The 24,179-nt window shown below is 52.3% G+C and carries 19 protein-coding genes and 2 pseudogenes; 6 read left to right on the top strand and 15 right to left on the bottom strand.

Going from position 1 to position 24,179, the window contains the following annotated elements; translation table 11 throughout:
• Positions 1-35: 35 nt before the first annotated feature.
• The gene (locus tag C2U43_RS12655; RefSeq protein ID WP_057068225.1) at positions 36-1,421 is read right to left on the bottom strand and encodes a NarK family nitrate/nitrite MFS transporter; all 1,386 of its coding nucleotides are present in this window, start codon (positions 1,419-1,421) and stop codon (positions 36-38) included.
• A gap of 212 nt (positions 1,422-1,633) precedes the next feature.
• On the bottom strand, positions 1,634-2,212 hold the full coding sequence (locus C2U43_RS12650) for a TetR family transcriptional regulator (protein WP_103285231.1): 579 nt from the start codon (positions 2,210-2,212) through the stop codon (positions 1,634-1,636).
• Between the two features lie 117 nt (positions 2,213-2,329).
• Between C2U43_RS12650 and C2U43_RS12645 the strand changes: the two genes are divergently transcribed.
• Positions 2,330-3,814 (top strand): MFS transporter, encoded by a 1,485-nt coding sequence (locus C2U43_RS12645; RefSeq protein WP_008784803.1) that lies wholly within the window; start codon positions 2,330-2,332, stop codon positions 3,812-3,814.
• 3 nt (positions 3,815-3,817) lie between these two features.
• Here C2U43_RS12645 and C2U43_RS12640 read toward each other — a convergent pair whose 3' ends face one another.
• The 4 genes from C2U43_RS12640 to yddG all read right to left on the bottom strand — a co-directional run bounded on the left by C2U43_RS12640 (position 3,818) and on the right by yddG (position 7,922).
• On the bottom strand, positions 3,818-4,258 hold the full coding sequence (locus tag C2U43_RS12640; protein WP_003833032.1) for a GFA family protein: 441 nt from the start codon (positions 4,256-4,258) through the stop codon (positions 3,818-3,820).
• Positions 4,259-4,341: 83 nt separating this feature from the next.
• Complete coding sequence (gene ompD, locus C2U43_RS12635; RefSeq protein ID WP_103285230.1) at positions 4,342-5,388, bottom strand: porin OmpD; 1,047 nt, start codon at positions 5,386-5,388, stop codon at positions 4,342-4,344.
• A 24-nt stretch (positions 5,389-5,412) separates the two neighbouring features.
• Positions 5,413-6,444, bottom strand: coding sequence for an IS630-like element ISEc33 family transposase (locus C2U43_RS12630; RefSeq protein WP_001752311.1), 1,032 nt, complete (start codon positions 6,442-6,444; stop codon positions 5,413-5,415).
• A gap of 596 nt (positions 6,445-7,040) precedes the next feature.
• A complete protein-coding gene (yddG, locus tag C2U43_RS12620) occupies positions 7,041-7,922 on the bottom strand; it encodes an aromatic amino acid efflux DMT transporter YddG (protein WP_048214181.1) in 882 nt (293 codons plus the stop codon).
• 288 nt (positions 7,923-8,210) lie between these two features.
• Between yddG and fdnG the strand changes: the two are divergent.
• The 4 genes and pseudogenes from fdnG to C2U43_RS12595 form a co-directional block, all read left to right on the top strand.
• A pseudogene (gene fdnG / locus C2U43_RS12610) lies at positions 8,211-11,257 on the top strand (formate dehydrogenase-N subunit alpha).
• 13 nt (positions 11,258-11,270) lie between these two features.
• Positions 11,271-12,155, top strand: coding sequence for a formate dehydrogenase N subunit beta (gene fdnH, locus C2U43_RS12605; RefSeq protein WP_003833024.1), 885 nt, complete (start codon positions 11,271-11,273; stop codon positions 12,153-12,155).
• Complete coding sequence (gene fdnI / locus C2U43_RS12600; RefSeq protein ID WP_003020054.1) at positions 12,148-12,804, top strand: formate dehydrogenase-N subunit gamma; 657 nt, start codon at positions 12,148-12,150, stop codon at positions 12,802-12,804. The genes fdnH and fdnI overlap by 8 nt, the downstream gene beginning before the upstream one ends.
• 129 nt (positions 12,805-12,933) lie before the next feature.
• Positions 12,934-13,534: pseudogene (locus C2U43_RS12595) on the top strand (inorganic diphosphatase); the annotation flags it as partial.
• An 81-nt stretch (positions 13,535-13,615) separates the two neighbouring features.
• Here the strand turns inward: C2U43_RS12595 and C2U43_RS12590 are convergent.
• The 3 genes from C2U43_RS12590 to sra all read right to left on the bottom strand — a co-directional run bounded on the left by C2U43_RS12590 (position 13,616) and on the right by sra (position 17,658).
• Complete coding sequence (locus C2U43_RS12590) at positions 13,616-15,331, bottom strand: ABC-F family ATP-binding cassette domain-containing protein (protein WP_103285228.1); 1,716 nt, start codon at positions 15,329-15,331, stop codon at positions 13,616-13,618.
• 309 nt (positions 15,332-15,640) lie between these two features.
• On the bottom strand, positions 15,641-17,338 hold the full coding sequence (maeA, locus tag C2U43_RS12585) for a malate dehydrogenase (RefSeq protein ID WP_003833011.1): 1,698 nt from the start codon (positions 17,336-17,338) through the stop codon (positions 15,641-15,643).
• A gap of 179 nt (positions 17,339-17,517) precedes the next feature.
• Positions 17,518-17,658: a stationary-phase-induced ribosome-associated protein gene (gene sra, locus C2U43_RS12580; RefSeq protein ID WP_003833009.1), complete on the bottom strand. Its 141-nt coding sequence runs from the start codon at positions 17,656-17,658 to the stop codon at positions 17,518-17,520.
• Between the two features lie 227 nt (positions 17,659-17,885).
• Here sra and C2U43_RS12575 point away from each other — a divergent pair, with 227 nt between their 5' ends.
• On the top strand, positions 17,886-18,317 hold the full coding sequence (locus C2U43_RS12575; protein ID WP_079934049.1) for an OsmC family protein: 432 nt from the start codon (positions 17,886-17,888) through the stop codon (positions 18,315-18,317).
• Between the two features lie 84 nt (positions 18,318-18,401).
• Here C2U43_RS12575 and C2U43_RS12570 read toward each other — a convergent pair whose 3' ends face one another.
• The 6 genes from C2U43_RS12570 to C2U43_RS12545 are packed head-to-tail and all read right to left on the bottom strand — an operon-like array spanning position 18,402 to position 24,110.
• A complete protein-coding gene (locus tag C2U43_RS12570) occupies positions 18,402-19,172 on the bottom strand; it encodes a 3-hydroxybutyrate dehydrogenase (protein ID WP_103285227.1) in 771 nt (256 codons plus the stop codon).
• A gap of 11 nt (positions 19,173-19,183) precedes the next feature.
• Positions 19,184-20,578: a GntP family permease gene (locus tag C2U43_RS12565; RefSeq protein ID WP_199771095.1), complete on the bottom strand. Its 1,395-nt coding sequence runs from the start codon at positions 20,576-20,578 to the stop codon at positions 19,184-19,186.
• A 37-nt stretch (positions 20,579-20,615) separates the two neighbouring features.
• On the bottom strand, positions 20,616-21,539 hold the full coding sequence (locus tag C2U43_RS12560) for a 3-hydroxyacyl-CoA dehydrogenase family protein (RefSeq protein ID WP_103285225.1): 924 nt from the start codon (positions 21,537-21,539) through the stop codon (positions 20,616-20,618).
• Positions 21,529-22,734, bottom strand: a complete 1,206-nt coding sequence (locus C2U43_RS12555; RefSeq protein ID WP_103285224.1) for an acetyl-CoA C-acetyltransferase — start codon at positions 22,732-22,734, stop codon at positions 21,529-21,531. The genes C2U43_RS12560 and C2U43_RS12555 overlap by 11 nt, the downstream gene beginning before the upstream one ends.
• Before the next feature lie 10 nt (positions 22,735-22,744).
• The gene (locus C2U43_RS12550; RefSeq protein ID WP_008784789.1) at positions 22,745-23,401 is read right to left on the bottom strand and encodes a CoA transferase subunit B; all 657 of its coding nucleotides are present in this window, start codon (positions 23,399-23,401) and stop codon (positions 22,745-22,747) included.
• Position 23,402: 1 nt separating this feature from the next.
• Positions 23,403-24,110 (bottom strand): CoA transferase subunit A, encoded by a 708-nt coding sequence (locus tag C2U43_RS12545; RefSeq protein WP_103285223.1) that lies wholly within the window; start codon positions 24,108-24,110, stop codon positions 23,403-23,405.
• Positions 24,111-24,179: the final 69 nt, after the last annotated feature.

Genomic DNA, 24,179 nt, shown 5'->3' with positions numbered 1-24,179 from the left:
CTACCTAAATGTCCGATCCTGCGGTATCCATTTTGTTATTTTTTTTGTGATTTACGGCCATAGACCAACCAGGTCACCAGCACGCAGACGATGTAAAACACGAGGAATATTTTCATGGCACCCACCGGAGAGCCGGTCAACGCCAGCGATGAGCCAAACGCTTTAGGAATGAAGAAGCCCCCCACTGCGCCAATAGCGGAAATAAATCCCAGGGCGGCGGCGGTATCGGTTACCGCTTCCCGCTGAGCCTGTTCTTCGGTACCACCATGCAGCTTCACCCGATAAATTGTGATTTTGCGAAAGATCACCGCAATCATCTGGAAGGTTGAACCGCTGCCCAGACCCGCGGTCAGGAACAAGCCCATAAACACCAGGTAAAACGCGATAAAGCTACCTTCGCCCGAGCCGGGCAAAGTGAGAAACAGCAGGGCGCTGAACAGTGCCATAAAGATGAAGTTAATTAAGGTGACACGCACACCACCAAACTTGTCAGAGATAACACCACCCGCCGATCGTGCAAGCGCGCCGATGAAGGGGCCGAAGAACGCCAGTTGCAGGATATTCACGTCGGGGAACTGGGTTTTCGCCAGCATGGCAAAGCCTGCCGAAAAACCGATAAATGAACCGAAGGTGGCGAGATACAGCAGACTTAATAACCACAGATGAAAACGCTTGAGGACCGGTAACTGAGAGGCAATTGAGGCCTTCGAGCTGGCAATGTCGTTCATTCCCATGCCCGCTGCCACGGTGGCTATCAGCAGTAACGGCACCCATATCCATGCTGCATTGGCCAGCGACAATAACGAGCCGTCAGCTTGCGGTACGCCCTGTACGCCCAAAAAGGTAAATATGGGCAGAAAGATCACCAGTGGCGCGATCAACTGCATCACGCTGACGCCGAGGTTGCCGAGACCACCGTTAACGCCTAACGCGCTGCCTTGCTTCGCTTTGGGGAAGAAAAAGCTGATATTGCCCATGCTGGAGGCAAAGTTAGCGCCTGCAAATCCGCACATCAGCGCAATGACTATAAATACTCCAAACGGAGTAGCGGTATTTTGCACGGCAAATCCGAGCCAGACGCAGGGAATAACCAGAATAATCGTGCTAAAAATGGTCCAGCGACGACCACCAAATATAGGTACCATAAAGGAGTAGGGTACGCGTAATATTGCACCAGAAAGAGATGGCAATGCCGTTAATAAAAACAGTTGGTCGGTGGTGAAATTAAAACCAATTTTATTCAGATTGACGGCTACGGCACTGAACAGCATCCAAACGCAAAACGCAAGAAGCAGGCAACTCACTGATATCCAGAGGTTTCTGCGCGCAATGTGCTTGCCTTTATTTTCCCAAAAGCCGGGGTTCTCTGGTTTCCAGTCAGTTAAAAGATAACGATTATTTTTCTCATTTGATGATGACATATTATTCTCCATGCACATGCCGTTCATGAAAAAGAAATAAACGCATGCAGCGCCGCGCGGCTTCTTTTTAGAAACTATTGAAAAGTTTTAGGAATATTGACTGAAAGAATAGATAAAAAAGCGCAATAACGCGGCGTGATGGGAGAATTACACGTTGCTTAAGTGTTACCAATTGTAAACATAAAAGATGTATTGTTAATTCATCTATTACATTAAATAAATAACTCCTGCGTTATCATACGATCAAGATGACGATCGAATGCAGGATCGGCCATTTCCTCAATACCTAATATGTACATACCATCCAGGCCGCAGACTAATGCGATTAAGCGCCATGCGACGTCGGCGGCATCAGGCGCGGATGAGAACTCACCGGCTTTCTGTCCTTGTGTAATGATGTTGGCGGTTTCTTCGTGCCACATTCGCATGGTCAACAGGTAGGCGCTTTTAATTTCCGGATCTTTACCCGCAACAACCTGTGCTTCACGCCATAGCTTAATATAGGGTTCCAGACCACCATCTTCACTGCCTAGCATCGCATGCAGTCGCTCACGGAAACTGGCGTCTTCGCTGACCAGTTCGGCATCAAGTAGGGTGCGGATAAGGCGCACAAATGCCTGGGATTTGAGTTCGCAGGCAGAGGCGAAATGGTGGTGTACCTGGCCCGTCGCGACGTGAGCTTCTGCAGCAATGCGTCGAACCGTCATGGCGGAAAATCCTTCTTCAAGTGCGACACGCATTGCTGCTTGCAGAATCACTTCCCGACGTTCATCCCGATTTAGATAGCTCATCATTCCTCCTGTACCCGTATAGATCGCAGTCTAACAAAAAGTTGGACATATGTTCAATTTTCCGTAGGATCGCTAAAGCTGGACATGTGTCCAGTTTTGGTTTCGTTAGGGAGTTTTATGTTTCGTCAGTGGTTAACGTTAGTCATTATTGTGCTGGTCTACATCCCTGTTGCGATTGATGCAACGGTGCTGCACGTTGCCGCGCCCACGCTGAGTATGACGCTGGGTGCCAGTGGTAACGAGCTGCTGTGGATCATTGATATTTATTCCCTGGTAATGGCCGGAATGGTATTGCCAATGGGTGCGCTGGGGGATCGCATCGGCTTTAAACGTCTGCTGCTGTTAGGCGGTGGATTATTTGGTCTCGCATCGCTGGCGGCCGCTTTTGCTCATAGCGCAAGCTGGCTGATTGCCACCCGGGCGGTATTGGCGATTGGCGCGGCGATGATTGTTCCGGCAACGCTGGCGGGTATTCGCGCCACGTTCTCTGAGCAACGGCATCGAAATATGGCTCTCGGCGTCTGGGCGGCGGTCGGTTCCGGCGGTGCGGCGTTTGGCCCACTGGTTGGCGGGATGCTGCTGGAGCACTTCTACTGGGGGTCCGTATTCTTAATTAATGTGCCAATTGTCCTGGTGGTAATGGCCTTAACCGCACGCTTAGTGCCACGCCAGGCCGGACGTCGCGATCAATCGTTAAATTTTGGTCATGCGATAATGCTGATTGTTGCCATTCTGCTGTTGGTTTACAGCGCTAAAACTGCGCTGAAAGGGCATACGGCGACCGTTGCCATCGCCCTGACGCTGTTAACCGGCGCTTTACTGTTGTGGCAGTTTGTCCGTATCCAGCTTGCGGCAGCTCGCCCGATGATTGATATGCGTCTGTTCACGCATCGCATTATCTTGAGCGGTGTAGTGATGGCGATGACCGCGATGATAACGCTGGTGGGTTTTGAGTTGCTGATGGCTCAGGAACTACAGTTTGTTCACGGTTTAACACCATATCAGGCTGGATTGTTCATGCTGCCTGTGATGCTGGCAAGTGGTTTCAGCGGACCGATTGCCGGTATGTTGGTTTCACGCCTTGGATTACGTTGTGTGGCAACGGCGGGCATGGCACTGAGCGCCGTCAGTTTTTACGGCCTGGCGATGACGGATTTCAGTAGCCAACAGGTACAAGCCTGGATTTTGATGGCTTTGCTCGGTTTCAGCGCCGCCAGTGCGCTCCTGGCTTCAACGGCGGCTATCATGGCAGCAGCGCCGGCGGAAAAAGCCGCGGCCGCTGGCGCCATCGAGACAATGGCTTATGAATTGGGGGCAGGACTTGGGATCGCTATCTTTGGCTTACTGCTGAGCCGTAGCTTTTCTGCATCGATTCTGCCGCCAGCCGGACTTAATCCGCAGGAAGTAGAACGAGCCACATCGTCAATGGGGGAGGCGGTACAACTGGCGCACTCGCTCCCGTCGTCACTGAGTGAGGCATTGCTGACGGCTGCCAGAGAAGCGTTCACCTGGTCACATAGCGTGGCCTTAAGCAGCGCCGGCAGCATGCTTATCATATTAGCGATAGGAATGTGGTTCAGTCTGGCAAAGGTACAACGTTAATAACTAGTGAGCTAAATGACAGGGGTAATCCATCTCTTCGACTTCTTTCCCACTCAGTCGAGCGTATTGCCCCGTCAGTCTCCAGAACGCAGGTTGCGTTTCCGTATAGATCTCTGCCGCTAATATCAGGCGGCGGCGATCTACCTCATTAAGTTCCAGAAGTGTCCATGGAATAAAGTAGCGATCGCTGTCCGTCAACGTAAACCACAGTGGGCATCCGCAGCCGGAACAGAAGAACCGTTCACCACGATTTGAAGAAGGAAAGTGCGAAGGTTCTGCCGATTCTGGCGACATCAGCGGGTGAGCGCTGGCTTCCAGATACATGGCGATGCCGCCTGACCATTTCTGACACAGCGTACAGTGGCAGGCATAGACATCCAGCATTTCGACGTCAACGGTAAAATGACTCTGTCCGCAAAGACAACGACCAGTGAATGTCTGCACGGCATACTCCTTATGACCGAGTCTACATTAAGAGAAAAAGCCAGCCCTTGGAGGACTGGCTTTGTATTCAGACTACAACAAAATTAGAACTGGTAGTTCAGACCAACAGCCACGATGTTGTCAGTGCTTACACCGGCAGCATTGGTGAATGCATTGTCATCCAGCAGGTTGATTTTGTAATCAACGAAGGTAGACATGTTTTTGTTGAAGTAGTAGGTAGCACCCAGGTCTACGTATTCAACCAGATCCTGGTCGCCGTAATTGTTGATGTCTTTACCTTTGGATTTCAGATAAGCAACGGACGGACGCAGACCGAAGTCGAACTGGTACTGTGCAACAACTTCAAAGTTCTGTGCTTTATCAGCGATACCGTTAACTTTAGAACCATAGGTGGTCATGTTGCGGGTTTCGGAGTAGGTGGTTGCCAGGTAGATGTTGTTCGCATCATATTTCAGACCAGCAGCCCATACTTCAGCGTTTTTACCGTCAGCTTTGAACGCGCTGCCAGCATTGCTCTGAGAGTCAGTACGGTCAGATTTCGCATAGGTAGCACCTACGCCGAAGCCTTCATACTCGTAAGTAGAAGACAGACCGAAACCGTCGCCATTAGCTTCTTTGTCGTTGCTACGGTCATTTTTGCCCTGGTACTGAGCAGCAAAGTTCAGACCTTCAACCAGACCGAAGAAGTCGGTGTTACGGTAGGTTGCAACGCCAGTAGTACGGCCAGTCATGAATACGTCAGTCTGGGTCCAGGTATCACCACCGAACTCAGGCAGGACGTCGGTCCATGCGCCGATGTCGTATGCTACGCCGTAGTTACGACCGTAGTCGAAAGAACCGTATTCAGCGAATTTCAGACCAGCGAATGCCAGACGAGTTTTGTCGCTGTTGGAACCACCGGTGGATTCAGTACGGTTACCTTTGAATTCATATTCCCACTGACCAAAACCAACCAGCTGGTCATTGATCTGAGTTTCGCCTTTGAAGCCCAGACGCGCGTAGGTTTTGTCGCCATCGCTGCCGTTGTCGTCAGAGAAGTAATGCTGAGCGTGAACTTTACCGTAGATATCCAGTTTGTTTGCGTCTTTGTTATATACCTCAGCTGCGTTTACCGCACCTGCCGCCAACAGGCTAAATAGCTGCGCCTAATACCGCTACACTTTTGCCTGACCATGTTTTCCTCCGGGGAATGGGCTGGCGGTTTCCATAAAATGGCGGACCTTTTTCAGTAACTGCCACATTGAGCGGCACTGATGATTACGGGTTATCGTGTCATGAAGTGCCTGCCATAGCTGTTCCACATGATTCACCCACGGCGAGTAAACCGGCTGGTAAATTACCCTGAACTTGGGATTTGCTTTCAACCAGCGCTGTGTTTCGCGGCTTTTATGGATAATGTAGTTATCAACGATCAGCGTGATTGTTTTCGCCCGCCGGTAAGTGGCTTTCAGGTGCTTCAGCAGAGCGATAAACAGCGCTGAACTTTTGCTGTTGCCGCCCACGTAGCTGACTTTACCCGTGCCACTGTGCAGTGCGCCGGCCAGATAGTATTTTTCGTTCTGCCCCGGCGTCACTACCCGTTTCTGCTGTCCGCGCAACTGCCAGTCCGCACCGATTTTAGGATTAAGGTGGATATCCACTTCATCTTCATAAAATACCGGATGCTCTGCGCTGCATTCATCCAGCGCTTTGTGGATTACCGCCATCTTTTCATCTTTATGTGGGTCACGGATACGCAGAGTTGGCGCGGCCCTGCGCCATACAAGCCCCGCAGATGGCAACCAGCGGCGAACGGTTCCTGCATGTAACTGGCAACCGGTTATCTCATTGATTTTTATTGCCAGTAATTCGGTGCTCCAGCGTGAACGTTGATAACCAAAATCGCCGGGAGAATGCTTTATCAGCTCACGTAACAGGGTGCAGATATGTTCAAAAGGCCAGCGTCGGGAGCGCCCTGCGGGTAAGGATTTCAGGCCTTCAATACCTGAGTGCGTAAACCAGTTAATCCAGCGACCAACGGATGAACGGGCACAACAGAGAGTTCTGGCAACATCGCTGACCCGTTCACCCCGATGAAGCATCAGCATGGCCGTGAGTCTGCGGGCATGATTTTTATCACGCGTTTTATGAATAGCTTTCTGCATCAGGCGTCGTTCGCCACGGGGTATTGGTACTATGATCGGCATCGCTCAGTCCGGTTGGTGATTTTGGTTGGTTTGGCGATTGATCAGATCGCACAATCCGGGCTGAGTTCCCTTTCAGTGATCTACTATTCCGCGCAGCTATTTAGTCACTGCCACTGCAACTAATTTAAGTTTCATTCTAAATAATCCTTATAATTTTTTCTTGGTGTGTTTCCTAAACCATTGCTAAACGAAGGGGTTCGTCAATGGCAAACTATTTTTAAATGACGCAGTGGTATAAGTTCAATAATAAGTTTCATAATATTGCGAAATATTTGAATTTGTGTGATCCAGATCTACATAATATAGCTGATTGTATTAATCTTTATATGTGACAAATCTGAATGGGTATATTTACGTAGGGGACTATTGTGCCGTCTATGGTTTAAATGGCGTTAGTCACGCAGGTATAATATATACATACTGAGGAATATAGATAAGCATGCAATATTTTCGGGAGTTGATTAATCACCAATTATTTAACATTAAATTAAACAAAAATAAACATAAACCACAAGTGGAATGAACATTTATTATTCATTAATTTGATTACAGTGTAGCCGGGTTTTAGATTTGCGCGATAAAACCCGGATTTTTTTTCAGGCGCGGCGTGTTGCCAACCAGCAAAGTAGCGAACCCGCACAAACCATCAATGCACCCTGCCAGAAAGATAGCGACAACGGGGCGCTGAGTAACACAGCAGCCAGAGCGGAGGATAGCACTGGGGTAAAATAGGAACCTACGGCCATGATGGTCACGTTGCCATGCAAAATGCCAATATTCCACGCCGCATAGGCAAATCCTAACGTTAATGCCGCTGAGAACATTTTAATAGTCACCGAAGTGCTGAAATTCATTTCTGGTTGCGGAGTCATAAAATAGTAAACCCACAAACTTGCAGCCGTTAGTAAAACGAATACGGTAATACCGTTAAAGCCTTTTGCGTATTTATTGGTCACCGTGCAATACGTTGCCCAGATAAATGCGCCAAGAAAGGCGAGGAAATAGCTCAGCGGGCTGCTGGCAACGTTGTTTATAATTTCACCAGGATTAAGGCCATTTTCGCCACCCAATACCCAACAAACCCCGGTCAATGCGATAATTAATCCAGGGATTACCAGCCAGGTTGTTTTTTGACCATTAAATAAAATAGCAAACAATATCGTCAGACTCGGCCAGAGATAATTGACCATACCGACTTCAATAGCCTGGTGACGAGTAGCCGCATAACCGAGAGCCAGCGCTAAACATATTTCATAGGTAACAAAAAGCACGCTACCCGCGATTAAATAACGCACAGGAATTTTTCTGATATTCGGAAAGCCGACGGTAAAAATCAGCAACAGGCCACTTAACGAAAAAATCATTGCTGCGCCACCCGCAGGACCCAGTCCTTCACTTACCCCACGCATTAGCCCGACCATCGTGCTCCAGAGCACGATGGCAATGAGCCCAATTAACGTCGCTTTTTGTTTTGTCATTCTGATTGTCTGTCCATGGTGCTGGCAAAAATTTAAGCTGAAATTTATAGCACTTTTACACCGTAGCGCGCTAACTAATTACCTTTTACCTACCCCCTTATGGGTACAAAGGTTAAACAAAGTGCACTATTTAGTAGCGGAACCGTTTCGTTATTGATTTGACGCAAAAAAAATATGGATATAGCTGATAGTTTCGTCGCGAAGTTGTACATGTCATCTTTCAATTATGCCGCGTTGGCGCGATCTGAGAGATGTCCTGTACGAATCCCTGCAAAAAAGAGGAAAGCAATGGACGTCAGCCGCAGACAATTTTTTAAAATCTGCGCGGGCGGTATGGCGGGAACAACAGTAGCTGCTCTGGGTTTTGCACCCAAAATGGCACTGGCTCAGGCGCGAAACTATAAGCTTTTACGCGCCAAAGAGATCCGAAACACCTGCACATACTGTTCCGTAGGTTGCGGGCTATTAATGTATAGCCTGGGAGATGGAGCAAAAAACGCCAAAGAGTCGATTTACCATATTGAAGGGGATCCGGATCATCCGGTGAGCCGTGGGGCATTATGCCCTAAGGGCGCAGGATTACTGGATTACGTGCACAGTGAAAACCGTCTGCGTTACCCGGAATACCGTGCACCAGGTTCCGACAAATGGCAGCGTATCAGCTGGGATGAAGCATTCACCCGTATCGCGAAGCTGATGAAAAATGACCGTGACGCCAACTTTATTGAGAAGAATGAGCAGGGCGTAACGGTAAACCGCTGGCTTTCAACCGGGATGCTGTGTGCATCTGCGGCAAGTAATGAAACCGGCATGCTGACGCAAAAATTTGTGCGCTCACTCGGCATGCTGGCAGTAGACAACCAGGCGCGCGTCTGACACGGACCAACGGTAGCAAGTCTTGCTCCAACATTTGGTCGCGGTGCGATGACCAACCACTGGGTTGATATTAAAAACGCTAACGTCGTGATGGTGATGGGCGGTAACGCCGTGAAGCACATCCAGTGGGATTCCGCTGGGCGATGGAAGCCAAAAACAACAATGATGCCACGCTGATTGTTGTTGACCCTCGTTTTACACGTACAGCTTCGGTGGCGGATATCTATGCGCCAATTCGTTCCGGCACGGACATTACGTTCCTGTCCGGCGTCTTGCTGTACCTGATTGAAAACAACAAAATTAACGCTGAATACGTTAAGCATTACACCAATGCCAGCCTGCTGGTGCGGGATGACTATGCTTTTGAAGACGGTCTGTTCAGCGGGTATGACGCGAAAAAACGCCAATACGATAAATCGTCCTGGAACTACCAGTTCGATGAAAACGGCTACGCGAAACGCGATGAAACGTTAAGCCATCCTCGCTGTGTCTGGAACCTGCTAAAACAGCACGTTTCCCGCTACACGCCGGATGTGGTGGAAAACATTTGTGGTACGCCGAAAGAAGACTTCCTGAAAGTCTGCGAAGTGCTGGCTTCCACCAGTGCAGCCGATCGCACCACCACGTTCCTGTATGCGCTGGGTTGGACTCAGCATACCGTCGGGGCACAGAACATCCGCACCATGGCGATGATCCAGTTGCTGCTCGGCAACATGGGGATGGCAGGTGGCGGTGTCAACGCCTTGCGCGGCCACTCCAACATTCAAGGGTTAACCGACTTAGGTCTGCTCTCTACCAGCCTGCCGGGCTACCTGACGCTGCCGTCAGAGAAACAGACAGACCTGCAAACCTATCTGGCCGCAAACACGCCAAAAGCGACATTGGCCGATCAGGTTAACTACTGGGGCAACTATCCGAAGTTCTTCGTCAGCCTGATGAAATCTTTCTACGGCAATGCAGCGCAGAAAGAAAATGACTGGGGCTTTGAGTGGCTGCCGAAGTGGGATCAGTCCTACGACGTCATTAAATACTTCAACATGATGGATAGCGGGAAAGTCACCGGCTACATCTGTCAGGGCTTTAACCCTGTTGCGTCCTTCCCGGACAAAAACAAAGTGGTGCAGAGCCTCAGCAAACTGAAGTATCTAGTGGTTATCGATCCGCTGGTGACCGAAACCTCAACGTTCTGGCAGAACCACGGTGAATCAAACGACGTTGATCCGGCGTCGATTCAGACCGAAGTTTTCCGTTTGCCTTCTACCTGCTTTGCGGAAGAAGACGGCTCCATCGCCAACTCCGGCCGCTGGCTGCAGTGGCACTGGAAAGGTCAGGACGCACCGGGTGAAGCCCGCAACGACGGCGAGATCCTTGCCGGTATTTACCACCGCCTGCGCGACATGTATCGCACTGAAGGCGGTAAAGCTGTAGAACCCGTTCTGAAAATGAGCTGGAACTATAAGCAGCCGGACGAACCGCACTCCGAAGAAGTGGCGAAAGAGAACAACGGCTATGCGCTGGAAGATCTCTATGATGCCAACGGCGTGCTGGTTGCGAAGAAAGGTCAGTTGCTCAACAGCTTTGCGCTGCTGCGCGATGATGGTTCTACGTCATCATCCTGCTGGATTTATACCGGCAGCTGGACCGAGCAGGGCAACCAGATGGCCAATCGCGATAACGCCGACCCGTCAGGCCTCGGTAATACGTTGGGCTGGGCCTGGGCATGGCCGCTGAACCGTCGCGTGCTGTATAACCGCGCTTCGGCGGATCCGCAGGGTAAACCGTGGGATCCAAAACGCATGCTTATCCAGTGGAACGGTACGAAGTGGACGGGGAACGATATCCCTGACTTCAATACCGCAGCACCGGGCAGTGGCACCAATCCGTTTATCATGCAGCCGGAAGGGCTGGGGCGTCTGTTTGCTATCGATAAGATGGCGGAAGGTCCGTTCCCGGAACACTACGAGCCGATGGAAACGCCGCTGGGCACTAACCCGCTGCACCCGAATGTGATCTCCAACCCGGCAGCGCGTCTGTACGAAGCGGATAAACTCCGTATGGGCACGAAACAGGACTTCCCGTACGTCGGGACGACCTATCGTCTGACCGAACATTTCCATACCTGGACCAAGCACGCATTGTTGAATGCGATTGCCCAGCCGGAGCAGTTTGTGGAAATCAGCGAAACGCTGGCGGCAGCGAAGGGGATCAACAACGGCGATCACGTGAAAGTCAGCAGCAAACGTGGATTTATTCGCGCAGTTGCCGTGGTCACTCGTCGTCTGCGTACCCTGAACGTCAACAGTCAGCAGGTAGAAACGGTTGGGATCCCAATCCACTGGGGCTTTGAAGGAGTCGCGCGTAAAGGCTTTATCGCCAACACCCTGACGCCGAATGTCGGTGATGCAAACTCGCAAACGCCGGAATACAAAGCGTTTTTAGTTAACATCGAGAAGGCGTAAGGGAGGCGAACATATGTCTATGGAAACGCAGGACATCATCAAACGGTCCGCAACAAACTCCATCACGCCGCCGCCTCAGGCCCGTGATTACAAAGCAGAAGTCGCGAAGCTGATCGACGTTTCCACCTGTATAGGCTGTAAGGCCTGTCAGGTGGCATGCTCAGAGTGGAACGATATCCGCGATGAAGTCGGCCACTGCGTCGGGGTTTATGACAACCCCGCCGATCTCAGCGCCAAGTCCTGGACGGTGATGCGGTTTACCGAAACCGAACAGAACGGCAAGCTGGAGTGGTTGATTCGTAAAGACGGCTGTATGCACTGTGAAGATCCGGGCTGTCTGAAGGCGTGCCCGTCTGCCGGGGCCATCATCCAGTACGCCAACGGGATTGTCGATTTCCAGTCAGAGCACTGCATTGGCTGCGGCTACTGTATTGCCGGGTGTCCATTTAATATTCCGCGCCTCAATAAAGAGGATAACCGCGTGTATAAATGTACGCTGTGTGTGGACCGCGTCAGCGTCGGGCAGGAACCTGCCTGCGTGAAAACGTGTCCGACCGGGGCAATACATTTCGGCACCAAGCAGGAAATGCTGGAAATGGGTGAACAGCGTGTGGCCAAACTGAAGGCACGCGGTTTTGAACATGCCGGTCTTTACAACCCGGAAGGTGTGGGCGGCACGCACGTCATGTACGTTCTGCATCATGCCAACCAGCCTGAACTGTATCACGGCCTGCCAAAAGACCCGCAGATAGATACCTCTATCAATCTGTGGAAAGGAGCGCTGAAGCCGCTAGCCGCTGCCGGATTTATCGCCACCTTCGCCGGACTGATTTACCACTACATTGGTATTGGTCCGAATAAGGAAGTGGACGACGACGAGGAGGATCATCATGAGTAAGTCGAAAATGATTGTGCGCACGAAATTTATCGACCGCGCCTGTCACTGGACGGTGGTGATCTGCTTCTTCCTGGTAGCGCTGTCGGGGATTTCATTTTTCTTCCCGACTCTGCAATGGCTGACGCAAACCTTCGGTACGCCGCAGATGGGACGCATTTTGCACCCGTTCTTCGGCATACTGATCTTCGTGGCACTGATGTTCATGTTTGTACGCTTTGTGCACCACAACATCCCGGATAAGAAAGATATTCCGTGGCTGAAAAACATTGTGGAAGTACTGAAAGGCAATGAACACAAAGTGGCGGATGTGGGCAAATACAACGCCGGGCAGAAAATGATGTTCTGGTCGATTATGAGCATGATTTTCGTGCTGCTGATTACCGGTATCATTATCTGGCGTCCGTACTTTGCGCAGTTCTTCCCGATGCAGGTCGTGCGCTATAGCCTGCTGATCCATGCGGCTGCGGGGATTATCCTGATGCACGCCATCCTCATCCATATGTATATGGCGTTCTGGGTGAAAGGATCGATTAAAGGCATGGTCGAAGGGAAAGTGAGCCGTCGTTGGGCGAAGAAACATCACCCACGTTGGTATCGCGAAGTTGAAAGACAAGAAGCGAAAAAAGAGAGCGAGGAGGGGGTTAACTAATCCCTGATGTTCCCTCTACGCAATGGCGCTACATCGGTAGCGCCATTTTTTTGCCAAAAAAACGTCATGTTTCTGTCATCTGCTGAACGTAAGGTGTTGTCTTTCCGATAATAGAAGAGTTAAAAGACAATGCATCTGGTGAAAAAATTACTCGCAGTCAGCGTGTTTCTTTGTGCTTCAGCTCAGGCGCAAAACATCCTCGAATTTCCTCAGCCGGAGAACAACCCGGAAGAGTTTTATGCCGTAACCGAAATTCCTGCAGGTGGAATGATTAAATATGAAACCGACGCCAAAACCGGTTTTATCGTTGCCGATCGCTTCCAGTCAATGCCGGTTGCCTATCCCGCCAACTACGGTTCACTCACCCAGTCTTTAGCCGGTGACGGTGACCCGCTGGACGTCATTTTTTATACCCGTGCGCCGCTTGCTCCGGGAACGTTGATTAAGCTGCGCGCTATTGGCGTCCTGAAGATGATCGACGGCGGTGAAAAGGACGACAAAATTGTCGCCGTTCCGGCCAGTAAAATTGACCCCACTTATGACGACATCAAAGAGTTGAGCGATCTGCCCAAGATTGAAGTTCAACGTCTGGAATCTTTCTTCCGCGTGTACAAAGATCTGCCGGAAGGGCGCAAGAAGGTCGAATTAAACGGTTTCAATGACGCCGCTACGGCAAAGCAAGAGATCAAACAGGCCTGGGATGCCTGGAAAGAGAAAAAACCGCAGCAATAAATGGTATGCCGGATGGCTGGCCTACACGCGCATTTTGCTGATGTAGGCCGGATAAGCTTGCGCCATCCGGCAATAAAGATTACTCCAGTTGTGCGTTCAGACGTTCAATCTCTTTACGCCATTGCGCCTGTAACAACGGTTTTTGATGTTTCGGCTTGCGGGCGAGATCGTCGGCCAGACGCTGCTCAAGATCGAGAAGTTGTTCCAGCAATCTATCGCTGTCACCGCTTATTTCAGTTTTCGCTTCAGCCACCGTTTTGGGAACGGTTATCTCCGCGGACGTTTCCCGAATACGCGCATTGACCGCATCCAGATCGTGCCATTCACTGAGTTCGCCATTGTCGATTAACCAGAACCGGTTGCAGCTTTGGCTGATAAGCTGCCGGTCGTGACTGACCAGCAACACGCCGCCGTTATAGCTTTGTAGCGTTTCTGCCAGCGCCTCTTTGCCTTCCATATCCAGATGGTTGGTCGGTTCATCGAGCATCAGCAGACTGTAGCGCGCAAGCGTCAGCCCAACAAACAGTAACCGGGAGCGCTCACCGCCGCTTAACGTGCTGACTCGCTGCGCATGACGAACCCACGGAAATCCCGCGCTAATCAACGCCATCTTGCGAATCTCTGGCTGCGGGGCAAACGCTTCCAGCGCGTCAAACAATGAATCGTTATCGGCAAGCTGATGCAGCGTCTGGTCGTAATAACCCAGGGTAACGCGCGGGTGTAACACCAATGAAGGCGATGCCAGCTGTGACTGAAACTGTTGCCAGATAAGCCTTAACAGCGATGATTTCCCGCAACCGTTACGCCCGACAATCGCCACGCGATCGCCGCTTTTTAACCGGATACCGGCAATGGAAAACAGTGTATCTGCACCGGGAGCAGGGGCTACAGACAGATTGGTCATCTCCAGCAAACGATCTGCACGCAGGGCATCACCCTGCAATGTTAGTGTCCACTGACTTCCTGACGTTACTTCTGTTTGCACCTCTTTCAGGCGCTGTACCTGTTTTTCCATCTGCTTTGCCTTGCGGGAGAGATCTTCGTTGTCGTAGACCCGCCCCCAGGTTGCCAGCCGTTTGGCGCTGGCAGTCACCCGGTCTATCTCTTTTTGCTCAGCCTTGTGGCGCAGAGCATCGCTGACATCTCTTTCTGCCAGAGCCTGACGCGCTGCACTACAGGGTAGATCAAACGCATGGAGGGTGCGATCGCGCAAGATCCAGGTTCCGTAAGTCACCGCGTCCAGCAGCTGCGGGTCGTGGGAGACCACCACAAAACTGCCAGACCAGTTCTGTAAGAACTGCTCAAGCCACAGTAATGTAGGCAAATCCAGGTGGTTACCCGGTTCATCCAGCAGTAGCAGGTCAGGATTACGCATCAGTGCCCGCGCTAATAGCAAGCGCGTGTGCTGGCCACCGCTCAACGTTTGCGCTGTAAGAGATAAATTCTCTGGCGTAAAACCCATTTCGGCAAGCAGTGCTTCAACCCGCCACTGCTGAGCTGCGCGTTCATGCTCGGGAAGTTGAGCAAGAACGGCTTCCTGCAGCGTAAGAGGCAGTATATCGTCAGGTAGATGTTGTTCTACACGCGCGAGATGGCAGTGATTCGCCTGCGCGATTGCCCCACTGGTGGGCGAGATCGTGCCATCGAGCAGTTTTAACAGCGTGCTTTTGCCGCAGCCGTTGTAACCGATAAGCCCGATGCGGTCGCCTTTTTTCAGGGTAAAGGAAAGATCGTCGAATAGCGTGCCGAATGCCGTATCAACGTGTAAGGATTGTGCGGTTAGTAATGTGCTCATTGTTGCTTACTCAAGAGTTACAGGCGTGAAAACGCCTCGTCAAACATCGCTGACGATAACCCGGTAAGCCCGAGAGAAGGGGATTTAGAAGTTAGCTTCGCTCAAGCAGAAGTTATCGCAGCACGATACCGATAACGCTTGAGCACTGGCGATCGCCAAAAGCATGTGAAACGATAAAACGTTCACAGTACAGCATAAGTATCCTCCTTTTGTTTTTCAGAATGTTAATCGGTGGTGAAAGTGTAATCGTAAGTTACGCAAAAGCGCAAGTGTTGAACGCCCGGCAGCAGTGTGCCGCCGGGCAAAGCGTCAGATAGAGGTACGACGGTAGTCGCGATATTCTGCCTGCCAGAAATTATCGTCAATCGCCTGTTGCAGCGCTTCGGCGGAGGTTTTCACTGCCACACCTTGCTGCTGAGCCATTTTACCGACGGCAAAGGCAATGGCGCGAGAAACGGTCTGAATATCTTTCAGTTCCGGTAGCACCAGACCTTCACCGTTGAGCACCAGCGGTGAATACTGCGCCAGCGTTTCACTCGCCGACATCAGCATTTCATCAGTGATGCGCGACGCGCCAGACGCAATCACACCCAGGCCGATACCCGGGAAGATATAGGCGTTGTTACACTGGGCGATTGGGTAAATTTTATCTTTCCACAGTACCGGTGCGAATGGACTACCGGTCGCAACCAGCGCGTTACCTTCGGTCCAGGCGATAATATCCTGTGGTGTAGCTTCAACACGGGAAGTGGGGTTAGACAACGGCATGACGATCGGACGCGGACAATGCTTGTGCATTTCGCGGATGATCTCTTCGGTAAACAGGCCGGTTTGTCCGGAAACGCCGATCAGGATATCCGGCTTAACGTTGCGGACCACATCGAGCAACGACAGCACATCTTCTTGGGTATCCCAATGCTGGAGATTTTCGCGTTTTTGCACCAGTTTGGTCTGGAAGGAGAGCAGGTTCGGCATTTTGTCTGTTAACAGGCCGAAGCGGTCGACCATGAATACGCGTTGACGCGCCGCTTCTTCGCTTAAACCTTCACGCTGGATCTGCGCAATGATCTGCTCGGCGATCCCGCAACCGGCGGAACCCGCACCGAGGAAGACGATGTTCTGTTCGCTCAACTGGCTACCGGCCGCGCGGCTAGCCGCAATCAGCGTACCGACAGTAACCGCCGCGGTGCCCTGAATATCGTCGTTAAACGAGCAAATTTCATCACGATAACGGGTCAGCAGTGGCATAGCGTTTTTCTGGGCGAAATCTTCAAACTGCAACAGCACGTCCGGCCAGCGATGCTTCACGGCCTGGATGAATTCATCAACGAATTCGTAGTATTCATCATCAGTGATACGCGGATTGCGCCAGCCCATATACAGCGGATCGTTCAGCAGTTGCTGGTTGTTGGTCCCCACGTCCAGTACCACCGGAAGAGTATAGGCCGGGCTAATTCCGCCACATGCGGTATATAGCGACAGTTTACCGATTGGAATACCCATCCCGCCGATCCCCTGATCGCCAAGACCTAAAATACGTTCGCCATCGGTGACAACGATGACCTTGATATTGTGGTTAGGGACGTTTTGCAGGATATCGTCCATATTGTGGCGGTTCTGATAAGAGATAAACACGCCGCGCGCACGACGATAAATCTCAGAGAAACGCTCACAGGCCGCGCCGACCGTTGGGGTATAGATAACTGGCATCATTTCATCCAGGTGATTATGCACCAGTCGGTAAAACAGGGTTTCGTTGGTGTCCTGGATGTTGCGCAGGTAAATATGTTTGTCGATTTCGGTTTTGAATCCCTGATATTGGATCCAGGCGCGTTCAGCCTGTTCCTCAATCGTCTCGACCACTTCCGGCAGTAACCCCAGCAGGTTGAAGTTACGGCGTTCTTCCACACTGAAGGCGCTCCCTTTATTCAGTAAAGGGAATTCCAGCAGTACCGGGCCAGCGTAGGGGATGTAAAGGGAACGCAGTTTTTTGGTTTCGTTTTCCATGTCACTCACTCTTTTTTGAATAACCGTCCCTGGCGCTCTTTATGATCGTATGTGGCCTGTCCGCCAGGGAAACGGGCGAAGTATAAAGCATTGTGAATGGGTTAAGGGGTTTTATAAGCAAAAACACCACTGCGGTTGCAATGGTGTTTATCTCGTTACTCAGTCAGACGTGCGAAAGGCTACTTGCCGTCAGTGCGGCGCTTTCTTCCAGTAGGATTATTGACCACGTTGGTTTTGTCACCTTCGGTCACGATTTTACGTTGATTTGAGATTTTGTGGTCCAGTCCGAGAATATGACGGGCCTGACGGTTCGATTTCATTCTAACTCCTTAATCCTGTTACTGGTTTCAAGGGCGAGCCCGTATGAGAACGGACGAAATACAACCTGATATAAAGCCGATGTTCAACATAACGGCTTTCTGGATGGTCGGTCATTTTATCTGAAAGGTCAATGCTTAAGCGGCAAATGAGAACTATCCCGTATGTAACATGCTTTTTCTCAGCCGTCCTATACTAGTAACTCCGACGACAACACAGGAGAGCGGTAATGACTATCCATAAGAAAGGTCAGGCACACTGGGAAGGCGACATTAAGCGCGGCAAAGGCACTGTGTCGACCGAAAGTGGCGTGTTGAATCAGCAACCGTATGGGTTTAATACCCGATTTGAAGGTGTGAAAGGTACCAATCCTGAAGAATTGATTGGCGCGGCCCATGCAGCCTGCTTCTCGATGGCACTTTCGCTGATGCTGGGCGAAGCGGGGTTTACACCAGATGCCATTGATACCACTGCCGATGTTTCTCTGGATAAAGTAGATGCCGGGTTTGCGATCACTAAAGTCGCGTTGCATAGCCAGGTGAGCGTGTCGGGGATAGACGCCGCCACGTTTGACGGCATCATCCAGAAAGCAAAAGCCGGATGCCCGGTATCGCAGGTACTGAACGCGGATATTACGCTGGATTATCAGCTGAAGTCTTAATCATGGCGCGCCGGATGCGACTGCGTCTTATCCGGCCTACGACTGTGCCGGATGTAAGTCAGTCTTATCCGGCACCTGATGATGTTATTGCGCTACCCAACCGCCATCCATATTCCACGCCACGCCGCGCACCTGCGCCGCACCGTCTGAACACAGAAATAGTGCCAGCTCACCTAACTGTTCCGGCGTGACGAATTCGCGCGACGGCTGCTTTTCCGCCAGCAGGGCGTCACGCGCAGCCTCAGGCTCTGCGCCTTCGGCAATACGCTTATCGATCTGCTGCTGAACCAGCGGCGTGAGCACCCAGCCGGGACACAGCGCATTGCTGGTGACACCCGTCTGCGCGGTTTCCAGTGCGATGGTCTTGGTGAATCCCACCACGCCGTGCTTCGCCGCTACGTAGGCAGATTTCTCTTTTGAAGCCACCAGGCCGTGAACAGAAGCGATATTAATGATGCGCCCCCAGTTTCGCGCGCGCATACCAGGAAGCGCCAGACGCGTGGTGTGAAAAACGGAAGTGAGATTAATAGCGATAATCGCGTTCCATTTATCAACCGGGAAGGTTTCCACCGGGGATACATGCTGGATCCCCGCGTTATTGACCAGTATATCAACACCGCCGAATTCGCTCTCGGCATAGCGCATCATGTCGGCAATTTGCGCTTCATCGCTCAGATCCGCGCCATGATAGCCTGGCGTTTTGCCATATTGGGCAACAGCGTCTTTGGCGGCATCCACATCACCAAACCCGTTGAGGATCAGGGTGGCGCCCGCTTGCGCCAGCACCTGTGCGATACCTAATCCGATACCGCTGGTCGAGCCGGTAACCAGGGCGGTTTTTCCCGTTAAGTTCATGATGATTCTCCTTAAACAATTCCGGTGGTGTAGAAGACGCCGATGACAAACAGTACGGCCAGACTTTTAATGACGGTAATAGCAAAAATTCCGCCATACGCCTGACGATGGCTGAGACCGGTGATAGCTAATAAGGTAATGACTGCGCCGTTATGCGGCAGGGTGTCCATACCGCCGCTGGCCATAGACGCCACGCGGTGAAAGACTTCAAGTGGGATATTGGCAGCGTGAGCGGCCGCGATAAAGGTGTCAGACATGGCGGCAAGGGCAATACTCATCCCCCCAGACGCCGAACCGGTGATCCCGGCAAGCGTAGTGATACTGATAGCTTCATTGAGCAGCGGGTCAGGAATAGCCGCCAGTGCTTTTGACAGTACAAGGAAACCTGGCAGGGCGGCGATCACTGCGCCAAAACCGTACTCTGACGCGGTGTTCATCGCCGCGAGGATCGCGCCGCCAACCGCCGTTCTGCTGCCTTCCGCCAGGCGACCTTTTATGTTGCGGTAGCCGAAGAGCACCACCAGCAGGATCCCAGAAATCAGCGCCGCTTCCACTGCCCAGATAGCGGTGATTTTACCGACTTCGGTGGTAATCGGCTTGGCAAGGCCCGGAAGTTCAAGCTGATGCGTGGCGCCATACCATTGTGGGATCCAGCGGGTAAACAGCAGGTTAAATACCCCAACCAGGATCAGCGGAGAGATCGCAATGATCGGGTTCGGCAGATTAATGTTATCCGGCGTTTCCGGCTCGTTTAACAGTTCAGTGCCATAACCCTCATCCTTAGCCTGTGCTTTACGACGCTGACGTTCGAGATAAACCAGACCAACAATGATGATAAATACGGAACCTATCAAACCCAGCCACGGCGCGGCCCAGGCGTTGGTACCGAAGAAGCTGGTCGGAATAATGTTCTGGATTTGCGGCGTACCTGGCAGGGCATCCATGGTGAAGGAGAAGGCACCCAGCGCAACGGTCGCCGGGATCAGGCGTTTAGGAATATTGCTCTGACGGAACAGTTCAGCCGCGAACGGATACACCGCAAAGGCCACCACAAACAGCGATACGCCGCCGTAGGTCAACAGCGCACATACCAGCACAATCACCGGGATGGCATGACGACGACCTAGGATGTTGATAGCGGCGGCAACAATGGAACGTGAAAATCCAGATAACTCGATTAACTTGCCAAACACGGCCCCCAGCAAGAACACCGGGAAGTACAGCTTCACAAAACCGACCATTTTTTCCATAAACAGGCCGGTGAAGGCAGGGCCAACGGCGCTGGGTTCGGTAAGCAATACAGCACCTAATGCTGCGATGGGGGCAAACAGAATGACGCTGTATCCGCGATAGGCTGCCAGCATCAGCAGGCCCAGCGCTGCCAGGGCGATTAATACACTCATCATGACTCCTTATTATTATATTGGGGTACAGAAAGTGACGTTATGGCTTCAGGGCAAATCGCAGCTGATGCTCTCTGCGTTGCTGGATGTATTCCTTGCGCGAATCATCCCAGTGATAAAAACCCTGACCACTGCGCACACCGGTATTACCGTTGGCAACCTTGTCAGCGACCAGCGTCATCATGTCGCTACCGGTTGCCAGTTCCGGGAGCAGATGCCGACAAATGTCCTGCACCGTAGAAAGTCCGGTCATATCAGCAGCCTCCAGCGGACCGACCATTGCATAGCGACGTCCGAGCGAGGCGCGCATCACCTGATCAACCACTTCTGCGCTGGCGATGCCGCTTTTAACGATATGTAGCGCTTCACGCAGCAGGGCAAACTGCAGTCGATTGCCAACAAATCCTGGTGCTGCGCGGTCGAGCACCACCGCCTCAAGTTGCATCGCGATCAGTTTTTGTTGCAATTCATGGAGATACTCCGGCTTCGTTGCGGTGCCAGGTACAATTTCGACCAGCGGAATAAAATGTGGCGGGTGCCAGAAATGGGCGATCAGCAACCGTTCAGGATGGGCGAGTTTTTCTGCCAGCGCATCCGGCGGCAGGCCGCTGGTATTACTGGCAATAACGGCCTCCGGCGCGATCAGCTCTTCCAGTTGCGCATACAGTGCGTGTTTGAGTTCGAGCCGCTCCGGGATCGCTTCAATCAGTAACCGGCATGCGGCAATATCCTGTAGTGAGGTTGTGCCGTGCAGGCGAGCCACGACCGACGTTTTTTCACCAATTGCAAATTGATCGGTGACAATCAGCTCATCCAGAATACCGCCGGCTACGGCGCTTATTTCTGCAATTCGGCTGCTATCGGTATCGTATAACCAGACATCGTAACCAAAACGGGCGAAGTGGGTAGCAATGCCGACACCCATTAACCCCGCGCCCAGAATGCAGATAGGCTTACTTTGCATGAGCTACCCCCTGCGGACGTTCTACCGCCAGCGCCACCCCCTGACCACCACCTACGCACAGCGTGGCCAATCCTTTGGCTGCGTTGCTACGCGCCATTTCATGCAGCAGCGTTACCAGAATTCGGCAACCTGATGCGCCAATCGGGTGCCCCAGCGCAATCGCACCGCCGTTCACGTTTACCCGGTTGCTGTCCCAGTTCAGGGATTCACCAACCGCCAGCGCTTGCGCGGCAAAGGCTTCGTTGGCTTCGATAAGATCCACGTCATTTAGCGTCCAGCCAGCACGCTTCAGGCACTGGAGTGACGCTTCTACCGGCCCAATCCCCATAATTGCGGGATCGACGCCAGAAACCGCGTAGCCTGCCACCCGGGCAAGTACTGGCAGATTGAGTTCCGCCGCTTTGGCGGCGCTCATCAACATCACCGCGGCGGCACCATCATTGATGGATGATGCATTTCCGGCGGTCACCGTGCCGTTACCCGGACGAAACGCCGGTTTAAGTTGCGCCAGCTTGTCGGCCTGAGTATCCGGGCGAGGTTGTTCGTCACGATCCACCACACGTGGCGGCTTTTTGCCCTGCGGGACGCTAACCGGCGTGATTTCCGCGTTAAAACGACCCGCTTCAATGGCGGCGGCGGCTTTTTGCTGGGAGTGCAGGGCAAAAGCATCCTGCTGCTCACGACTGATTACGAACTTATCCGCCAGATTTTCGGCAGTAATACCCATGTGATAGTCGTTGAACGCATCCCACAGGCCGTCATGCACCACGCTGTCTTTCATACTGGCATGACCCAACCGCAAACCGGCCCGCGCGCCGTCGAGAAAATAGGGCGCATTGCTCATGCTCTCCTGGCCTCCGGCGATCACGATTTGCGCATCGCCACAGCGAATCGCCTGTACCGCCTGATGCACCGCCTTCAAACCTGAGCCACACAGCAGGTTGATGGTTAACGCGGGCGTGGTGACCGGCAGTCCTGCCCGTAACGCCGTTTGTCTGGCTGGATTCTGGCCGCAGCCCGCAGTCAAAACCTGACCTAAGATCACCTCATCGATTTGCTCAGGTGCCACAGCCGTTTTTTCCAGCAGCGAACGGATCACCACTGAACCAAGCTCAACCGCGGAAAGTGGTGCCAGCGCGCCATGAAAACTGCCAATCGGGGTGCGCGTTGCCGCGACAATTACAACATCCTGCATGGTCAGCTCCTCAGCTAAAGTGCATTTCGGGGACAGTTTCGGGAACGATCAGCTTGCCGGCGGTTCTGGCGACAATTTCATCCACGCTGATGCCCGGTGCACGTTCACGCAGAATGAACGCACCGTCGGTAATTTCCAGCAGAGCCAGGTCGGTAAGCACACGTTTGATGCAGGCCACGCCGGTCAGCGGCAGGGTGCAGGCGGGAAGCAGTTTGGACTCACCGCTTTTGGAAGCATGGGTCATTACCACAATGATATTGTCGGCTCCGGCAACCAGATCCATCGCGCCGCCCATGCCTTTCACCATTTTTCCGGGGATCATCCATGAGGCGATATTGCCGTTAACATCGACTTCAAAAGCACCGAGCACCGTCAGATCAACGTGGCCGCCGCGGATCATGGCGAAGGATTGCGCCGAGTCGAAAATCGCCGCGCCTTTGCGCGCCGTCACAGTCTGTTTCCCGGCGTTGATCATGTCGGCATCAATTTCGTCTTCTGTGGGAAACGGGCCCATACCCAGCAAACCGTTTTCTGATTGCAGCATCACATCCATGCCATCAGGGATGTAATTTGCCACCAGCGTGGGAATGCCGATCCCAAGGTTGACGTAATAACCGTCGCGCAGCTCGCGGGCGACGCGCATCGCCATTTGTTCACGCGTTAACATGTCAGGCTCCTTTCTGGCGCAGGGTGCGTTGTTCAATACGTTTTTCAAACTGCCCCTGAATAATGCGGTTAACGAAAATTCCGGGAGTGTGAATCGCAGCAGGGTCCAGTTCTCCGGGAGGGACAATCTCTTCGACTTCCACGACGGTAATGCGCCCGGCGGCGGCCATCAGCGGATTAAAATTCTGTGCGGTGTGGCGATAGATGACGTTGCCGTACCAGTCGGCTTTCCAGCCTTTAACCAACGCAAAATCACCGGTTATCGCCTGCTCAAGGATGTAAGGGCGTCCGGCAAACTCGCGAACCTCTTTCCCTTCCGCCACGGGGGTTCCATATCCGGTCGCGGTAAAAAATGCCGGGATCCCCGCGCTGCCCGCGCGCAACTGCTCTGCCAGCGTACCCTGTGGCGTCAGGATGGCTTCCAGTTCGCCGCTAAGCACCTGTTTCTCAAACAGGGCGTTTTCCCCCACATAGGACGCGACCACTTTGCGCACCTGACGCGTTTCCAGCAGCACGCCAAGGCCAAAGCCATCCACGCCACAGTTGTTTGATACAACGGTAAGTCCCTGAACCTCCCGACGGCGTACTTCGGTAATCAGGTTTTCAGGGATCCCACATAGACCAAAACCACCTGCCAGCAGCGTCATGTTGTCGGTCAGTCCTTCCAGCGCCTCTTGATAAGTGGCAACACGTTTATCCAGTCCAGCCATACACTTGCCTCCCCAGTTGTCCTTGCCGACATCATTGGGGGTGAAAAATGATTTGTTAATTTTAAATTT

The organism is Citrobacter freundii complex sp. CFNIH9 (genome assembly GCF_002903305.1).
In the GTDB taxonomy this organism is placed as follows: Bacteria; Pseudomonadota; Gammaproteobacteria; order Enterobacterales; family Enterobacteriaceae; genus Citrobacter; species Citrobacter portucalensis.
The sequence above is the reverse complement of the archived record's forward strand: the minus strand, read 5'-3'. Positions and strand labels throughout refer to the sequence as shown.

Excerpts from the sequence above, each read along its gene's own strand:
- C2U43_RS12655 (WP_057068225.1), bottom strand. The coding sequence starts at position 1,421 with ATGTCATCATCAAATGAGAAAAATAATCGTTATCTTTTAACTGACTGG.
- C2U43_RS12650 (WP_103285231.1), bottom strand. The coding sequence starts at position 2,212 with ATGAGCTATCTAAATCGGGATGAACGTCGGGAAGTGATTCTGCAAGCA.
- C2U43_RS12645 (WP_008784803.1), top strand. The coding sequence starts at position 2,330 with ATGTTTCGTCAGTGGTTAACGTTAGTCATTATTGTGCTGGTCTACATC.
- C2U43_RS12630 (WP_001752311.1), bottom strand. The coding sequence starts at position 6,444 with ATGCCGATCATAGTACCAATACCCCGTGGCGAACGACGCCTGATGCAG.
- yddG (WP_048214181.1), bottom strand. The coding sequence starts at position 7,922 with ATGACAAAACAAAAAGCGACGTTAATTGGGCTCATTGCCATCGTGCTC.
- fdnH (WP_003833024.1), top strand. The coding sequence starts at position 11,271 with ATGTCTATGGAAACGCAGGACATCATCAAACGGTCCGCAACAAACTCC.
- fdnI (WP_003020054.1), top strand. The coding sequence starts at position 12,148 with ATGAGTAAGTCGAAAATGATTGTGCGCACGAAATTTATCGACCGCGCC.
- C2U43_RS12590 (WP_103285228.1), bottom strand. The coding sequence starts at position 15,331 with ATGAGCACATTACTAACCGCACAATCCTTACACGTTGATACGGCATTC.
- maeA (WP_003833011.1), bottom strand. The coding sequence starts at position 17,338 with ATGGAAAACGAAACCAAAAAACTGCGTTCCCTTTACATCCCCTACGCT.
- sra (WP_003833009.1), bottom strand. The coding sequence starts at position 17,658 with ATGAAATCGAACCGTCAGGCCCGTCATATTCTCGGACTGGACCACAAA.
- C2U43_RS12575 (WP_079934049.1), top strand. The coding sequence starts at position 17,886 with ATGACTATCCATAAGAAAGGTCAGGCACACTGGGAAGGCGACATTAAG.
- C2U43_RS12570 (WP_103285227.1), bottom strand. The coding sequence starts at position 19,172 with ATGAACTTAACGGGAAAAACCGCCCTGGTTACCGGCTCGACCAGCGGT.
- C2U43_RS12565 (WP_199771095.1), bottom strand. The coding sequence starts at position 20,578 with ATGATGAGTGTATTAATCGCCCTGGCAGCGCTGGGCCTGCTGATGCTG.
- C2U43_RS12560 (WP_103285225.1), bottom strand. The coding sequence starts at position 21,539 with ATGCAAAGTAAGCCTATCTGCATTCTGGGCGCGGGGTTAATGGGTGTC.
- C2U43_RS12555 (WP_103285224.1), bottom strand. The coding sequence starts at position 22,734 with ATGCAGGATGTTGTAATTGTCGCGGCAACGCGCACCCCGATTGGCAGT.
- C2U43_RS12550 (WP_008784789.1), bottom strand. The coding sequence starts at position 23,401 with ATGTTAACGCGTGAACAAATGGCGATGCGCGTCGCCCGCGAGCTGCGC.
- C2U43_RS12545 (WP_103285223.1), bottom strand. The coding sequence starts at position 24,110 with ATGGCTGGACTGGATAAACGTGTTGCCACTTATCAAGAGGCGCTGGAA.